Annotated in this window: 21 protein-coding genes; 14 read left to right on the top strand and 7 right to left on the bottom strand. The window is 66.8% G+C overall.

Translation table 11 applies throughout. The features are described from left to right. Positions 1 to 80: 80 nt before the first annotated feature. The 10 genes from H7694_RS17225 to H7694_RS17180 all read left to right on the top strand — a co-directional run bounded on the left by H7694_RS17225 (position 81) and on the right by H7694_RS17180 (position 6241). A complete protein-coding gene (locus tag H7694_RS17225) occupies positions 81 to 1484 on the top strand; it encodes a hypothetical protein (RefSeq protein WP_193599311.1) in 1404 nt (467 codons plus the stop codon). Positions 1485 to 1674: 190 nt separating this feature from the next. Further along, on the top strand, positions 1675 to 1998 hold the full coding sequence (locus tag H7694_RS17220) for a DUF3846 domain-containing protein (RefSeq protein ID WP_193599310.1): 324 nt from the start codon (positions 1675 to 1677) through the stop codon (positions 1996 to 1998). Positions 1999 to 2001: 3 nt separating this feature from the next. Then, complete coding sequence (locus H7694_RS17215; RefSeq protein ID WP_227468410.1) at positions 2002 to 2955, top strand: hypothetical protein; 954 nt, start codon at positions 2002 to 2004, stop codon at positions 2953 to 2955. A gap of 106 nt (positions 2956 to 3061) precedes the next feature. Then, positions 3062 to 3937, top strand: coding sequence for an ArdC-like ssDNA-binding domain-containing protein (locus tag H7694_RS17210; protein ID WP_193599309.1), 876 nt, complete (start codon positions 3062 to 3064; stop codon positions 3935 to 3937). A gap of 105 nt (positions 3938 to 4042) precedes the next feature. Then, a complete protein-coding gene (locus tag H7694_RS17205) occupies positions 4043 to 4246 on the top strand; it encodes a hypothetical protein (protein ID WP_193599308.1) in 204 nt (67 codons plus the stop codon). A gap of 10 nt (positions 4247 to 4256) precedes the next feature. Then, entirely contained in the window at positions 4257 to 4997 is a 741-nt protein-coding gene (locus H7694_RS17200; RefSeq protein ID WP_193599307.1) for an HNH endonuclease family protein, read from the top strand. Positions 4998 to 5024: 27 nt separating this feature from the next. Next, positions 5025 to 5435, top strand: a complete 411-nt coding sequence (locus H7694_RS17195) for a hypothetical protein (RefSeq protein WP_193599306.1) — start codon at positions 5025 to 5027, stop codon at positions 5433 to 5435. 10 nt (positions 5436 to 5445) lie between these two features. Next, entirely contained in the window at positions 5446 to 5688 is a 243-nt protein-coding gene (locus H7694_RS17190) for a hypothetical protein (RefSeq protein ID WP_193599305.1), read from the top strand. Continuing rightward, positions 5685 to 5969, top strand: a complete 285-nt coding sequence (locus tag H7694_RS17185; RefSeq protein ID WP_193599304.1) for a hypothetical protein — start codon at positions 5685 to 5687, stop codon at positions 5967 to 5969. The genes H7694_RS17190 and H7694_RS17185 overlap by 4 nt, the downstream gene beginning before the upstream one ends. Next, positions 5966 to 6241, top strand: a complete 276-nt coding sequence (locus tag H7694_RS17180; RefSeq protein WP_193599303.1) for a hypothetical protein — start codon at positions 5966 to 5968, stop codon at positions 6239 to 6241. The genes H7694_RS17185 and H7694_RS17180 overlap by 4 nt, the downstream gene beginning before the upstream one ends. Before the next feature lie 157 nt (positions 6242 to 6398). Here the strand turns inward: H7694_RS17180 and H7694_RS17175 are convergent, their stop codons facing one another. The 3 genes from H7694_RS17175 to H7694_RS17165 all read right to left on the bottom strand — a co-directional run bounded on the left by H7694_RS17175 (position 6399) and on the right by H7694_RS17165 (position 9839). Continuing rightward, on the bottom strand, positions 6399 to 6647 hold the full coding sequence (locus tag H7694_RS17175) for a hypothetical protein (RefSeq protein ID WP_193599302.1): 249 nt from the start codon (positions 6645 to 6647) through the stop codon (positions 6399 to 6401). A gap of 73 nt (positions 6648 to 6720) precedes the next feature. Continuing rightward, the gene (locus tag H7694_RS17170; RefSeq protein ID WP_193599301.1) at positions 6721 to 7056 is read right to left on the bottom strand and encodes a hypothetical protein; all 336 of its coding nucleotides are present in this window, start codon (positions 7054 to 7056) and stop codon (positions 6721 to 6723) included. Then, positions 7053 to 9839: a class I SAM-dependent DNA methyltransferase gene (locus H7694_RS17165; RefSeq protein WP_193599300.1), complete on the bottom strand. Its 2787-nt coding sequence runs from the start codon at positions 9837 to 9839 to the stop codon at positions 7053 to 7055. Before H7694_RS17165 ends, H7694_RS17170 begins: the two co-directional genes overlap by 4 nt. Positions 9840 to 10023: 184 nt before the next feature. Between H7694_RS17165 and H7694_RS17160 the strand changes: the two genes are divergently transcribed. The 4 genes from H7694_RS17160 to H7694_RS17145 are packed head-to-tail and all read left to right on the top strand — an operon-like array spanning position 10024 to position 11963. Next, positions 10024 to 10539 (top strand): hypothetical protein, encoded by a 516-nt coding sequence (locus H7694_RS17160; RefSeq protein WP_193599299.1) that lies wholly within the window; start codon positions 10024 to 10026, stop codon positions 10537 to 10539. After that, entirely contained in the window at positions 10536 to 11489 is a 954-nt protein-coding gene (locus tag H7694_RS17155; protein ID WP_193599298.1) for a DUF3560 domain-containing protein, read from the top strand. The genes H7694_RS17160 and H7694_RS17155 overlap by 4 nt, the downstream gene beginning before the upstream one ends. Then, positions 11486 to 11707 (top strand): hypothetical protein, encoded by a 222-nt coding sequence (locus H7694_RS17150; RefSeq protein ID WP_193599297.1) that lies wholly within the window; start codon positions 11486 to 11488, stop codon positions 11705 to 11707. The genes H7694_RS17155 and H7694_RS17150 overlap by 4 nt, the downstream gene beginning before the upstream one ends. Positions 11708 to 11714: 7 nt before the next feature. Next, complete coding sequence (locus H7694_RS17145; RefSeq protein ID WP_193599296.1) at positions 11715 to 11963, top strand: hypothetical protein; 249 nt, start codon at positions 11715 to 11717, stop codon at positions 11961 to 11963. Between the two features lie 69 nt (positions 11964 to 12032). Here H7694_RS17145 and nrdH read toward each other — a convergent pair whose 3' ends face one another. From nrdH to H7694_RS17885, 4 genes are all read right to left on the bottom strand, one after another. Then, positions 12033 to 12293, bottom strand: a complete 261-nt coding sequence (nrdH, locus tag H7694_RS17140) for a glutaredoxin-like protein NrdH (protein ID WP_193599295.1) — start codon at positions 12291 to 12293, stop codon at positions 12033 to 12035. Positions 12294 to 12344: 51 nt separating this feature from the next. Next, positions 12345 to 12623, bottom strand: a complete 279-nt coding sequence (locus H7694_RS17135; RefSeq protein ID WP_193599294.1) for a hypothetical protein — start codon at positions 12621 to 12623, stop codon at positions 12345 to 12347. A gap of 55 nt (positions 12624 to 12678) precedes the next feature. Further along, a complete protein-coding gene (locus H7694_RS17130) occupies positions 12679 to 14784 on the bottom strand; it encodes an FtsK/SpoIIIE domain-containing protein (RefSeq protein WP_193599293.1) in 2106 nt (701 codons plus the stop codon). Between the two features lie 414 nt (positions 14785 to 15198). Beyond that, positions 15199 to 15462, bottom strand: coding sequence for a hypothetical protein (locus H7694_RS17885; RefSeq protein ID WP_413782947.1), 264 nt, complete (start codon positions 15460 to 15462; stop codon positions 15199 to 15201). Between the last annotated feature and the right edge of the window lie 222 nt (positions 15463 to 15684).

The raw sequence follows: 15684 nt of genomic DNA, 5'->3' as shown, positions 1-15684 counted from the left end.
CCGCTCACCGGCGGGGCCCGATTTCTGTCCGCGAACACCCCCAACACCGGCCTATACCCAGCAGACGAACGGGAGAGGCCATGTGCGACGACATCGACCACGGAGGGCGACGGTGCCCGTCGTCGACAGCCGCAGGGCAGCGGCGTCGGCGTGCGGAGAAGCGTGAGCAGAACGCCGAGAAGCAGCTCGAGGCCTTCATCGGGGCAACCCCGTTCCGGCCGGTCTCTGGCGAGCTGATGCGAATGAGCTCCCGCCCCAGCTACTACGACACCGACGAGTGGATCGAGTACGAAGACACCCTCCGCGCCGCCGCGGAACGCCACGGCATCGAGATCTCGGAACTGCAGCACGCAGACGGGCTCTGGGAAGGCGCATCTGAACCAGCCGGCGCCTACATCGTCCGTGCGGACAGCTTCGAGCAGGTCACCGACTGGGCGGGAGAGCTCGCAGGACGGTATGAGCAGGACAGCATCATGGCCGGGTACTTCGACCCGGACGGACCTGACCGGGTTTACAGCTTCGCCGCCGACACCGGCTCGCAGCTGCAAGTCCAGGAGACTCTCGACATCCTCCGCGCCGCCGGCGCACCAGGTGGCAGGCTCTACGACGGCAAGCTCGAGATCGCCGAACCCGCCGAGTACCCGCTGCCGGCATCCGCCGTGAACGCGATCGCCGCACGTCTCGGCACGTCGCCCACCTTCGCTCGAGCGCACGTCGCGTTCGTGCCAGGCAGCGACAGCTACCAGCGCCACCAGCCCATCAAGGAGATCCAATCGCTCAGAGAGCGATACGCCGACGCGCACGGGTTCCCGCAACGCAAACCCATCCCCCGGCTGACCGAGCTCGACGACATCGCTGCAGCGCGAGCCTACGCGGCCGCAGCGCACGAACCCACCCACCCACAGGTCGCCCGGTCTTACCGAAGCCTGCGCCAGCACATCGGCGCGCAGTGGGACATGCTCACGGAAGCCGGCTACACCTTCGAGCCCTGGCACGGAGAGGCCGAGCAGCCCTATGCCGACTCCGCCGCGATGCTCGACGATCTGCGACAGAACAAGCATCTGTTCTACTTCCGCACCGAGGTCTCGCAGCACACCGAAGGCGCTCTACCGCCGGACCACCCGATGGCACGCACCGTGACCGTCACCCTCCCCTCGGGAGAGCGCGCGCCGATGCTCGCCAACGACGTGTTCCGCGCTGTCCACGACGCAATCGCCCACAGTGAAGGGCACCAATTCGGCCCCTACGGGGAGAAGCGCGCCTGGTGGACGCACCGGGCATGTCTCCCCCGCGAAGCGCGACTCGCGCTGTGGTGCGAGACGCGCGCACAGAACTGCTGGACCAACGCTGGCCCACACATGACTGCTGAGACCGAGCCCGGACACCCGCGCCTCCTCCGCCGAGGAGAAGAGGGCTGGATCCCGTTGAGTGACCGTCCCTACGCGCAGCAGAAGTGCTGCCGCGTGGACACCGCGCTCCTCTAGCGCGTCAGAGACCTCGGGCGATCTCGTGCGCCAGCGCCGAGGGGAACACCTCATAGTCGTCTGTACCGACCGCGAGGATCCTCACGGTCGCATCCTCCTCGAGGAAAGCGGCATCGGTTGACGCGCGTCGCCGATCAGCCTAGCATCAGTGAATGTCACATTCACTAGTGTTCGATCTGAGGAGGACACCATGACCACCGTCATCAAGATCACGCCTGCCGGCGAGGTCAGCACCATCGACGTCGACGAGCTCGCCGACTATCAGCAGGAAGTCGGCGGGTGGATCGCAGAGCTGCGCCTGACCAACGGGCACGCTCTACTCGTCGACGAGGATGCGGGCATCAAGAGCACCGAGCCCAACCTGCTCGCGTCGCTCTACCTGACCCAGCACGGCCGCGGCACCCTGCTGTTCAGCAACGCGCTTATCGTCGGGCTGCAAGCCAGAAGCGGCGAGTGGACCGACGTCGCCCCCGACGTCGACGAGCAGCTGCGCGCGATCGCCGCCCAGATCTGACCAATGAGCACCCAGACAGCTCGGCCGGCACTCGCGCCGGCCGAGCCGCACCACTCCCCCGCGAGCGACTACTGCCAGCGCTGGTCCCGAGGCTCGCACTCGTGGCGCCACGCCTCCGAAGGTGGCTTCGATCCCCGGCTGTACCGGGTCGCCCCGATCACCGAGGCCACCGCGCGAGCGTTCGTCATCGAGGAGCACTACGCCGCATCCTTCCCCGCGGCACGCTTCTCGATCGGACTCCTCACCCGTGACGACCGCTTCCCCATCAACGGAGCCATCGTCGACGGAATGGCTCTCGTCGGCGTCGCCACCTTCTCCACTCCCATGACCCGCGGCGTGCTCTCCTCCGTGTTCAGCACGCTCGAGCCCTACGAGCAAAGCATCGAGCTGGGCCGATTCGTCCTCACAGATACGCCGGCGAACGCCGAGTCCTGGTTTCTCGCCCGCGCCTTCCGTCACGCCTACGACCGCGGCATCCGCGGTGTCGTCTCCTTCGCAGATCCCATGCCTCGTCGTCGACTGATCACCGAGACTCTCGACGACGGCACCACCGTTGACCGCATCGAGCAGCTCAGCCCCGGCCACGTCGGAACCATCTACCAGGCAAGCTCCGCGATTGCCCTCGGACGCAGCACCGCACGCACGCTGAACTATTACGCCCGCCGAGGAGTCGTGCTCTCCGAGCGTTCCCTGTCCAAGATCAGGGGGCAGGAGCGGGGAGCAGATGCCGCGGAGCGATTTCTGGTCTCCCTCGGCGCCCCCATCCGACGAGCCGGCCAAGACCCCCGGAGCTGGCTACGCGAGGCGCTGGCCGCGCTCGAGGTCACCAAGATCAGGCATCCAGGGAACTTCCGCTACGCCTTCCCGCTCGGCAGCAGCACCCAGCGCCGGCGCATACCGATCACGCTGCCTCGCACCGCGTACCCCAAGTCGGCCACCGACATTCTGCAGGGCTGACCGCCTCCCGCTGGCCCGCTCAGAACCGGTGTTGACGCATTGTCCGCCCACCCCTTAGAGTAGTGAATGTCACATTCACTACTTGTCCACTTTGAGGGAGGACTCCATGCCCACCAAGACCCGCCGTTCCAGCACCACCCGGCGCACCCCGGAAGAGCGCCGCGCGCAAGCCGAAGCGCTACACGCCCAGCTCACCGCCCAGGTCACCACACTCGCCGAGAGCGAGAACTGGAAGGCCTGGCTGCGGTTCGCCCGCATTGTCCGGCGCCGCTCATTCTCCAACCAGATGCTCATCCTCGCGCAGGGCGGCACCTACTGCCTCGGCTACCGCCAGTGGGAGAGCCTCGGCCGACACGTCGTCAAGGGCGCGAAGTCGATCAAGATCTTCGGCTACTCCACCAAGCGCATCGTCGAGGTCGACGAGACCACCGGCGAGGAGTCCACCAGCAGCCGGGTGATCTACCCCGTACTCTCCGTCTTCGACGTCACCGACACCGAGGGAGAGCCGCTTCCCGAGCAGCCCGCCGTCTACCTCGAGGGAGACGACGTCGCCGGGCTGTTCGACCAGCTCGCCGTCTACATCACCGGCCAGGGGTGGAACGTCGCGCTCGAGGACATCGAGCAGGACGGACTCAACGGGTACACCGATGGCCTCACCCGACAGATCCGCGTCGACGCGAAGATGGCGCCGGCCATGCGAGTCAAGACCCTCCTGCACGAGATCGGCCACGCACTCCTGCACTTCGACGAGGGCAGCACGCGCGAGCACCGCGGCGTGATCGAGACCGAGGCCGAGTCGGTCGCCTACTGCGCCGGTGGACTCCTCGGACTCGACACCAGCGCGTGGTCGATCGGTTACGTCGCGGGATGGGCCGGCGGCGACGTCGACCTCATCCGCAGCGTCGCCGGCAACGTCCTCCGCGCCGTCAACGCGATCGCCGACGCCATGCTCGGCGAGGAGAGTCAGGAAACGGCCGCGTAGCCGGATCCGGGGACGGGCCCGCCCATGCCCGTCCCCGGATCACCCCTGTCCGCGAACACCCCCAACCGCGGCCTATACCCCTAGACGCACTCACCCGGAGGAACCATGGATCTCGCCCTCAGCACCGCGCGCGACTTCGCTCCCCTGCTGCTGGGCAGTGGTGGTCTCGTCGGCATCCTCGTCACCCTCGACACCATCCGGCGCGCCGAGCGCACCGTGCGGCGCACCCTCAAACTCCTCGCCAGCCTCGCCATCAGTGCAGCCGCGCTCGTCGCGGCCGTCGTCCTCGGCGCCATCCTCTTCCTCTGAACGGACCACCATGACCCGCCGCACCACCCGCACCGCATCCGCCGCCGGCGCCCTGGTCGTCGCACTGCTCGCCGGCGCGATCGCCCTCACCACGCAGGCCGCCAGCAGCAGTCCCGCTGCGACGATCGAGACCCCACCCCCCGCATCCGCCGCACCGCCGGCAACGCCATCGGCTGACCTCACGGCAGAAGCCACCGCGAGCCTCGAGCAGCTCGAGCAGCTGGACATCGCCGAGGCTGACAATCAGGACACCTATCAGCGCGACGCCTTCGGGCAACGCTGGGCCGACATCGACCGCAACGGCTGCGACCAGCGCAACGATGCGCTCGCGGCCGCGCTCGAGGACATCACCACCAAGCCCGGCACCCACGACTGCGTCGTCCTCACCGGAACGCTGCACGACCCGTACACCGGGCTCACGATCACCTTCCAGCGCGGACAGGGCACCAGCGAGCTCGTGCAGATCGACCACATCGTGCCCCTCGCCTGGGTATGGCGCCAGGGCGCCGACGAATGGGACGAGACGCAGCGCGAACACTTCGCCAACGACCCGCTCAACCTGCAGGCCACGGACGGCAGCGCCAATCAGTCCAAGAGCGACCGCGGGCCCGCCGAGTGGATGCCCCCGGCCGCGGACTACGGATGCGTCTACGCATCCCGCTTCGTCGACGTCCTCGCCGCGTACCAGCTGACGGTCAATCCGGCCGACTACACCGCCCTCCGCGCGCAGCTCACCAGCTGCGCCGCTTGACCCACACACCGAGAGGACCAGACACCGATGAGCACGCTCAACAACATCGTCATCACCGACGACACCGGCACCCGATACAACGACCTCTTCACCGACATCCCGCTCGACAGCTACGAGATCACCCGCTCCTCAGTCGGATTCCATTCCGTCGACGCGATCGTGCCGGCAGACCCCTACTCGCCCCGCGCCTCCGAAGAGGGCCCGCTCGGCGCGCTGCTCCTTCGCTGGGCGCAGGCGCACGTCGCCGGCCGCAACTACATCATCAGCTGGCAATACATCGACGCGCACGACGTCCATACCGTCGCTGTCGCCGACACCGCCACCCGCGAGCTGCACTTCGTCAATCTGTTCGGCCACGTCATCGCCGGCCGACGTAGCTATCGTCTCCGCGAGCTCGCCGACACGCTCGACCTCCTGATCGACGCCACCTTCGACTGAGGAGCCGGCGATGCTATCCGACGAGGTCGCCAAGAGGATCGTCCACGGCAGCCCCGAGGGCTACGACCTCGGATGCCAGACCCGCGCCGGATGCGCCAACCACCACCACCCCACGCTCATGACGTGCTTCGCCGCCGCCATAGCCGTCCGGGACGACTGGCTCCTCGCCAAGCTGCCCCGCAACGAACCCATCCTCAAGTCCGCTCGACGATTGCGTCGCCCATCCCCCGCCGCACGGAAGGAAGTCCCATGACCGACCCCGAGCTCGCCTCGTGGCCCGCGCTGCACATCGGAGACCGCACCCTAATCAGGGAACGCGGCACTGCAAGAGAGGTCACGGTCGACGTCGTCACCCTCCTCGACCCGATCGAGGGCGAGGGAGCAGGTTTCGTCGACGATCGCGGCCGCGTCATCCGTCATCACTTCTACGACGCCCGCCCCATCGCTCCTGACGCCGACCTTGCCGACCCGCGCGACGTCGACGCGCGCTTTGCCCAGCTGACCGCCGAGCTCCTGAACATGAGGACACGATGACCACGCCGTTGACCACCGCCGAGATCCGCCTGCTGCACCAGGCGCTCGAGCTTGCCGCCGGTTATGCGAACAACGAGCGAGACGAAGCCGCGATCCTCGAGCTCAGCGCCAGCATCCGCCGGGCACAGAAGACCATCCCGGCCGCACCGGACGCGCACACCACGATCCTCGCGACGATCGACGCCATCAAGCGCGCCGGCCGGCACGAACAGCTCACCCCGCAGCTGCTCGACAGAGTCGCGGACGAGCTCCTGCAATCCACCCCGCTCTGACCGCACTGCGCGGTACACTAAAGCGCGGCACCCGGCTGTTGAGCAGGTTCCCTCCCGCCCCTCGGGGCGATGGCTCCTCCTCAGTTGGATCGTTGGTGAATGTGACAATTTCCACGCTCCGGCCGGGTGCCGTTTCTCTTGCCCCGGCGGTACGCGATCATCGACGATTACTCACCGGAGGGCCGGTCGCCCTCACATACTCAGACCAGGTGCACTCAACCGCGAGACGCATCGCATCGTCCGGGAAGTAGCCGATCAACACTCGCCGATCGGGATCTCGATCAAACGTCACCGACCGCAACAGCCTGCGGCCGCGGATCTCGACATGGCGGATGATCGCGATCCGCTTACTGTGATCGAACACGTACCAGATCCCCGGCTCCGGTGACGCCTGCAGCTGAGACATCGGAGACCAGTGCTGCACCACAACAGCGAACCTTATGCTGGCACACTGACAACCGCGCGCTGAGCCGCTGCCGTCAGCTCGTCAACGGCGCGCCGGATCCGTAGGCATCGTGGTCATACCGTTGTAGCGCAGCAACGAACTTGGCGCTCGTGATCTCATAGCGGGCGACAGCCGCCGCGGCGCCCTGGAACAGCGCAGCGTTGGGATACACGCGGCCGCACACCGGGCACACCGCGAACTCGTTCGGATCGGACGAACCCGCCGCATCGAAGGTAAGGCACCCGTGACGATCGGCACTTCGCCAATCCTGGGTAGCCGAATCATTGCCGCAAGCGCAGACCTGATTTTCGCCGTCCTCATCAACCGTCGCGATCCCGTCGACGGGGACGGTCGGGTACGGCCAGTTCACGACGCCGCGCTCACGGCTCTCGCCTTACGGGAACGCTTCTTCGGCATCGTGAGCTCATTCGCTGTCGTGAGCTTCGCGAAGCTGGCGAACAGCGCTCGCAACCGGTCAGCTTCCGTTGCTGCTCCACGCAGCCCCAGAGTCTTGTCGACAGCAACGTCGAGTTCGCGGTGGGCACGGAGTAGCTCGGGCGACATCGCCAGGGGGTTGTAGTGGTCTGCGAGCGAGCGTTCTGGGCGTAGCGCTCTCGCATCCAGAACGGCTCGACCGCCGGCGATGATCGCGGCACGCTGTGAATCGGTGATGGTAGGCAGCGGGAAGGTGTTCCACGTCAGGGTGCTCGAGAAGCGCAGACGAGACTCGAGGCGGCCTCCGATGGTGCGCTGCCAGGTGATGAATGCCGAAGACGAGATCATTGCGAACGCGAGGCCGTCCGGGTCATCTGCTTTGAAGTTGGCGTCACCGCAGATCACATCCGGGGTGAACAGGGCTGTCGGGAAGAACTTGCGGGTCTCACTCGCATGCCGCGGCACGCAGACATAGGGCGTGTCGGGCTGCGACCTTTGACCGAATAGGTGCGGCGTCTCCGCCATCTGCCGAGTGGACTCGGCCCTCGATGCTGCGCGGAACTGGCGCACGGCATCCAGCCGCCGGCGGAGCATCGGTGAGCGGGCAATGTCGCTGGGGTCCAGATCGACGAGCCACAGACACCACCGGGGCTCGTTGTGGATGAGCTGCCGGGCGCCGACGAACGGCCGAACGTACTTCGCGGCGATCGGATCCGCCATGACCTCCGCGTAGTCGCCTGGCTCGATCAAGAGGTTGCCGTCGTCACGAGCCATGTTCCCGAACACCATCGGAGGAAGCGCCGAGGCCAGTGGGCTTCGGCGCTGGTCGACTAGGACAATCGGCCCGTCGACCAGGTAGCCGTTGAGCTGATCCACCACGGGGATTTCGACGGGCTCGCCCTTGAGATTTCCGGAGTAGTCAAACAGCCGCGCCCTCTTCCTCGACGGCCGGTCGAAACCGATCACCGAACAATGCACTGCCGCGGCACCGGGCGCTTCACTGGTCCAGGCGAATGTCCGATGCGCGAACTTGACGCGCCACCCTGCGGCGAACACAGGGCCGAAGAGCGCCGGCACCGGCTCCCCTTGCGCGATCGAGTTCGTCGAGACGAAGGCGAACTCGCCCCGGTAGCCCGGACGGCCGAGCAACTCGAGCGCCTTCGCATACCAGCCAGTGACGTAGTCCAGCCGCCCAATGTCGTCCCGCCGCCACACGTCGCGCAGCTCCTGCGCTTGCTCTGACGAGCGGGTGGCGTGGCCGAGGAAGGGCGGGTTACCCATGATGTACAGGTGCTCAGTCGGTTCTAGGACGGTTGCCCAATCGACGCGCAGCGCGTTGCCGACGACGATGCTCTTGATCTTGTCCAGGGGCAGCGGATCGGGCGCAGATCCGAGCGCCAGCTCCATCGCCTGGTTCGCCTGGTGCTCCACCAGGTGCAGCGCCGTCGCTGCGATCTGGGCAGGCCACTCCTCGAGCTCAATCCCGTGGAAACTCGACAGCCGCACGGCCAGGTGCTCCTCGGTGAAGAACATCGTGCGTGCCGTCTCGCCGGACAACTCCTGGATCCGCAGCAGAACCTCAAGATCGAGCGCTCGCATCTGCCGGTAGCCGACCACCAGGAAGTTGCCGCAGCCGCACGCAGGATCCAGGAACCGCATCAGCCCCATGTCCGCACGCAACCTCTTGAGCTTGGCGGTGTCGTGATACCCGTCCGTGAACCGCTGCCGCAGTTCATCGAGGAACATCGGGCCGATGACCTTCATGATGTTGGTCTCGGTCGTGTAGTGCTCACCGAGCTCACGCCGAGCTGTCTTGTCTTTGACGGCTTGGAAGAGGCTGCCGAAGATCGCAGGCGAGATCGCCGACCAGTTGAACATTGCCGCCGAGATCAGCCGGTCACGCATGCCGGCATCGAACGACGGGATCGACACCGATTCCTCAAAAACCCCGCCGTTGACGTAGGGAAACCGCGAGATTAGCTCGTCGAGGTTCGACTGCCGACGAGACGGCTCACGTCCCATTACCTGGTACAGCAACGACAGCTGAGGCCCGAGGTCGGAACCATCCGCCGCCGTGCGGGTCTCGAGAAACTCGAGGAACATATCGCGATCCCACACTCCGGCGTCATCAGCGTAGAGGGCGAACAAGGTGCGCACCAGGAACACCGACGCCTCGTGATCGTCGTACCCAGACCCCTCGAGGGCCTCGTATAGGGACGCCATCAGCTTCGCCGCTTTGATCGACGCCGACTCCTGCGCCTTCGATCCGAAGGTGCGCTCACCATACCCGGCGAGGAAGGCCAGCACGTCGGCACGATCCCGCATCTGGGTCAGGGTGAACTCCTGCACGCTCTCGCTCTCAGCGTGGAGATCGAGCAGGCGGAACCGGCGGAAGTCGCTCGTGATGACCCACCGAGGAACCTCCGGGTCGGGAAGGTCGTCGATGTAGTCGAGCGCCTGCTGCTCGGCGGCGACGAGATCCTTGCCGGCCGACTTCATCTCGATAAGCGCGAGACCAGGGATCAGCGCGTCGATGTATCCGCGCGAGCCGGTCGATGAGCGCTTGACGCGCTTCTCATAGAACGCCGCACGGGTCTGGGTGATCCCGTACACGCCGAGCAGATCCCGAACGAAGGACTGCGCTTGCTGACGCTCGTCACCGGGCTCTTCCTGCCAGTCACGGGTGAACTGCGCAGCGCGGGCTCGGATCTCATTCATCGACAGTGACTTCGGCACGATCCCAACGGTATCCGCCCAGGCCGCTCGCGCCTCATACCACCCCACCCTGCCCACGGCGTGGCTGGGGATGCTGCGACGGCATCATCATCATGCATTGACATGGGTGATTACCGGCCCTAGGGTAGTGAATGTCACATTCACCACCTACTGAGGGGGTCTCATCATGCGCGCGTTTCCCGTGAACCGCGACACCATCGACCTGCTGGTCACCGCCGCCTACATTTCCACGCCCGCCTACCGCAGCAACACTCCGCGCGAGCTCGCGGAGAACGCCGACCGGATGGGTCAGAGCCTCTGGGACGAGAACTACGCGAGCGTCAGCTACGCGATCAAGCAGCACATCGCCGCACCGCGCTACGAATGGCAGCCGGTCGCCGAGATCGTCCCCATGGCCGATGACGAGCAGGCGTTGCAGATCGAGCGCAGCCGCCTCTTACTCGCCGAAGTCTCCTGCCACCACCCCGGATGGGATCAGTCCCCCGCGCGTGACCTCGTCGAACGCCTCGGCGACGCGATCGCACGTCGGTTCGCCCACCGGACGCTCGTCGACTCCCCCGACCACCTGGGCGTGAAGGAGTACGAGGGCCTGCACCGCGCCGCGGAGGTCTGGGAACGGGAGATCGGGTTCCGTCACCCGCTCGCCCACGACGCGGCCGCGCGGGAAGGGAGCCGGCCATGACGCTCACGATCATCCACGCTGCCGCGGAAGGCACCCGCATCGAAGGGACCAGCCGGGGCGACGGCACGGCCGAGGCTCTCAAGGCCAACGGCTGGCGGTGGAGCCGGGCGCTCGGATCCTGGTACATCCCCCACTCCCGCGACCGCGAACCGAAGACCGCGATCATCAACCGCACCGCCGAGCAGCTCACCGCTGCCGGGTTCGTTGTCGAGATCTCGATCGACTATGAACGCCGGGCCGCGGCCGTCGTCGAGGCTGACCTGGTCGACCGCAGGGACGACCGCGCTGCCGCACTGTCGGAGCGCGCCGCTCGGCGCCAACAGGACGCCACAGAGGAGGCGGAGCGCGCAGCACGCGCGCTGCGACGTCTCCCTGAAGGTGGCGAGCCCATCAAGGTCGGACACCACTCGGAGGCCGGCCACCGCCGAGCGATCGCGAAGGCGGACGCGGCGATCCGCCGCTCGATCGACGCCGACGCGGAGGCACGGCGCGCCCAGGTGCGTGCCGACATCGCGGCCGCGTCGAACGATGCGCGGTACGCGCCGATCACTGTGGCGAACCGGATCGAGAAGCTCCGTGCAGACCTTGCCGGCATCCGTCGACGTCTCGACGGTTCCCGACGCACCCTCCCCGGCGGGTATGTCGAGGTCACGGCCGCAGCGACCGGCGCCTACGCCGAGCGGCTCAAGCGGGAGCTGGCCGCGACCGATGATCAGCTCATCTACTGGCAGGAGGTCCGGGCCGAGCAGATCGCGACCGGTGTCGCCACCGACCACAGCAGAGACACCATCGACATCGGGGACCAGATCAAGTACTTCGGTAGCTGGTGCACCGTCACTCGCACCAACCCGAAGAGCGTCACGATCGTCGACGCCTACGGCCACCGCGGCACCGTCCCCTACACGCACATCCGCGAGCACCGTGCCGGCCAGAGCGGAGCGAACTCATGACCATCGCCGCCCGTCCCCGCACGATCCCGGAGCCCACGACTCGTTGGCTCCGCCGGCTCGCGATCGCACTGCTGTACATCGCGGCCGCGGTCCTCGCCGGGTGGCTCGGGACCCTCGCCGCGCCGATCCTCGATCGCATCATCATCACCGCCGTAGCGGTGATCCTCGTCCCCCTCACCATCGCGCTCGTGATCGACTTCTTCCGCAATCCTGATTGAGCGTCCGATGCCCGCCTACAAGGTTCAGTGGCAGCAGCGCGTCGACGTCACCGCCACCGTCACCGTGGAGCTCGACGAGCTCGCAGCCTGGGCCTGCGAGCATCTCGGGCTGCGCACGCTCGACGCCGGCACGCTCGACGCCGGCACGCCGACGGATGCAGCGCCGGCCGGGGTGCGGCGGATGCTCGAGCTGAACAGGCCTCTACGGGAGGAGCTGCTGCAGCGGTGGGCAGCGACGCACATGCCGCACAGATGATGTCCCACTCCGACGAGCAGAGCAGAGGCCCCGCCGGCGAAAAGCTGCCGGCGGGGCCTCTGCTGTCAGTCACGCGAGCCGCTGCGCGAGCTCGTCGATCTTGTCGGGACGGAAGCCCGACCAGTGATCCTCATCCGTGATGACGACCGGCGCCTGCAGATAGCCGAGCGACTTGACCTGCTCGAGCGCCGCGGCGTCCTCGCTGAGGTCGACGACGTCGTAGTCGATGCCCTTCGCATCCAGTGCGCGATACGTCGCGGTGCACTGCACGCACGATGGCTTCGTGAACAGCGTGATCGACTTGTCGCCGTTCGTCAGTGTGGTTGTCATGGGTGATCTCTCCTCCTTTCTGGGTCTCGTTTGCTGAGCATGGCGGACAGCTCAGACACGGGCAGCCGCGCGGCGCTTGAGCCACACGATGAGCGCGATCGCACCGATCAGGATCGCGAGAATGACGAGGATCTGCCCCCAGCCGAGCCCAACGCCGTCGACGACAGCGATCGCCACGGCATCGCCCTGCTCGAGCAAGTGGTACTGCAGCATCCACGCGCGCAGCGGATCGAGGAACATCCCCAGCGACACGGCGCCGCTAGCCAGGACGAGCACGGCGATCAGCAGCAGCGAGATCCAGTCGTCTTCCGACACGCTCTGGTTCGACATCCGGCTCATCCCTTCTCTCGGGGCCAGGTGGCCCGCAGCGTCATGGCGGCCACGATCACGCAGCCTCGGGTCGGCGGTAGCTGACCACCGAGTTGTCGAAGACCGTCAGCAACCCGTCCTCGCCGTTGTCGAGGTCGCGGTACTCGATCGCGAGGTACTCGTCGTCGACGACATCGGGCTCCACACCCTCGATCACGGCCCACAGGCCCAAGGCCGAGTCGACGAGCAGGAGATCTCCGACCTCGAGCTCCACCGCGGGCCCCTCGAGCGATTCGCCGTACCCGTCGCCGTCCGCGGCCGCGTCGACGTCAGGTGTCTCGTCGTCGACATCGGGGACGAACCTGACTCGCTCGCGCGGGTCCAGCGGAGTGACGTTCGCGGGGCGGAGGGGTTCGTGCTTGCTCGTCGACGAGGCCGCGGGATCCCACGGGACGATCTCGGCCGAAGCCCACTGGAAGTAGTCGGGCTCGATCTCCTCGCCCTCGCCATCGTCGGTGAGCTCCGCTTCCGGGTCGCGCACCATCATCCGCTCGTAGTCCGCGACCTCGGGGCGCAGCGCCGCCAGGTGATCCCAGTCGCCCTTGTCGGTGGAGTCGAGCTTCGCTGGATCCGGCGTGTAGAACGCCTGGATCTCAACGGGGAGGGACTCGGCGTTCAGGGTGACGCCACGGCCGCGCTTGTTGCGCGGGATCGCGACACCGACCGCGAAGCTGTCCCACATCATGTTGGCGCCCTGCGGAGAGAGACGGCCGAAGCTGACGCGGGCGCCGAAGTTGTCTCGCATCTCACCGCCGAGGAACTCGACGTCGGGACGCTGCAGGCCCAGCAGGATGTGGATCTTCGCGGATCGCGCCAGGCGGGCGAGGTCGGAGAGCAGATCGAGGACGGGAGCCTGCGCTGGCGCCCCCTTGGGCTTGACCGTCTTGTACCACCGCTGCACGCGCGCCTTGAACGTCGCGTACTCGTCGATGATCAGGGCGAGCGGGTCGAAGTCCTCGAGACGGGCCGTGCCGTTCTCGAGCTGCGAGTACCGCTCCTCCATGAGCTCGTGCGCGGCATGCAGCATCCGCACCTGGTGCTCCACGCGCGCGCCGACGAGCTCGACGTTGGGCCAGTCCCGGAACCCGGCGAACTCGATCCTCTTCCCATCGAGTACCCACACCCGCCAGTGCGCGTGCGCCAGGTGGGTGAGCACCGTGTGCTGAAAGCTGGTCTTGCCCGATCCGGTGCCACCGATGACGAGGCAGTGCGGAGAGACCGCCGGATGCCACGACTGGATCTGGCCGTCCTCGTCGGGGCCGATCGGGATCCTGAACGCCTTGTAGGCGGCATGGGTGAGCGCGGCTGCGGGCTCCACTTCGTGCAGGACCATGTCTGGCATCGTCGGCCGGACCTCGAACGTGATCTTGTCGCCTTCGAGATCCCAGTGCGCCCGCCACCGGCCGGGAAGCATCGAAGAGACCACCTTCTCGACCTGAGAGCGTCGGGCGGCGATGGCCATCTTCGGCCCCACGTTGTGCTTGACCTCGATCTTCGAGACCGATCCGTCCTCGGCGCTCTTCACAGAGACGTTCGCGCTCGGGTCGATGACCAGCTTGACGACCTCGATCGCGCGCTGCTGCTCGCGGGAGATCGGATCGCTGGCTGGGGCGAGCTCGACGACGAGCACGCAGCGCCTCGAGTTGTGCTTGCGCACCCGGTACTCCGCTCCGAGCCGGCGGGCCAGGCCGGCGAGGATCTGATCGACGAAGCGAGGATCGGTGTCGTCGACGTGTGAGGCGTATCGGATCTTGATGCGCTCCGGGAGTCCCACCCATCCGCGGGTCCACTTCACCGGCTCGACGAGCGCGCGCGTCGGCTGCGCCGCGCCGAGCAGTGGAAGCACCGCCTCGATCGCCGGGTCCATCCGACCCTCACGCTGGAAGGTGCGCACACCGGACACGACGGCGGCGGCGGCGAGCAGCACCGCGACGACCCACAGCAGCGGAACCAGATCGGTGAACGGCCGCACCGCGTTCAGCCCCGTCACTGCCGTCGCCAGAGCGATGCACAGCAGCGCCGGGATGATCCCGGTCAGCTGACGTCGGGGAAGAACACCCAACGCCACCGCTGCCGGTGCGGGCGGTCGTGCCGGCGGACGTGATGCCACACGAGTTGCCATTCGAGCCTCCTGAGCGGGCCGAGTACTTCACGACCCTCTTGCGAGGTATAGGCCGGCGATCGGCTCCTTCGCGGACATCGCGGATTCTCCGCGTGCCCTGACGCACTCGTGATGTCCCCTACGCCAGAGTGAGCCCGAGGAGATCGAGACGGTGGACTGGAAACGGGTATTGCGCCACTGTCCGATGACAGTGATTTTGTCGTCTGCGCCATTGATTCTGTGTCGAGAATCCGGAGGTTCCCGTCGACCGCGCCGAATCCCAGCAACCCGTCTGCGCCGGTCCGTGCCATTGAACCTGTAGTTTCTCGGAGCCGCGACGCGAACTCGGCGACGGGACTCCCCGAATCTATCGGGGCGGCACTCAGCCGCTGAGTCAGGAAGACCGCTGCGGGACTCCAACCGCCATCATCACAGTCAGCCGCGGTTGCCGACCACGAACGTCTCGCCTGCGCCTTCGCCGGCGTCCGGGAGCTCGGAGAACCCGCCCGGCAGCGTCACGGCGTCGCCACCGGCTAGATCGTCGCATCGATAGCTGACGCTGTCATCCCAGAACCCGACGGCCAGAAGTGGCATGGCAAGCGCCGCGGTTCGCGCGGCGGGCGGCGACAGGTAGGACTCGATGCCGCCGACTACAAGAGCCGGAACGCGATCGAATGCCGCCTCTGCCGCCTCAAGCAACGGCGAGGCATCGCCACCCGATACCGTCTACCGCGCCACCATCGTCCTCAACGCCGTCATCGCCTGGATCAAGGCATTGTCAGACATGTTCTAGGTGGGATTCATTTCAACGTGGGTGACGGTGTACTCCGTCCAAGGTTGCGTCCGATGCGCTGAAGAGACGATCGTTGCTCTGTCGAACTCAAACGCGTCGTATCTGGTGTCGCCGAGAACGATCGATGT

The sequence above is a fragment of the Microbacterium sp. YJN-G genome, assembly GCF_015040615.1.
Taxonomy (GTDB): Bacteria; Actinomycetota; Actinomycetes; order Actinomycetales; family Microbacteriaceae; genus Microbacterium.
The sequence above is the reverse complement of the archived record's forward strand: the minus strand, read 5'-3'. Positions and strand labels throughout refer to the sequence as shown.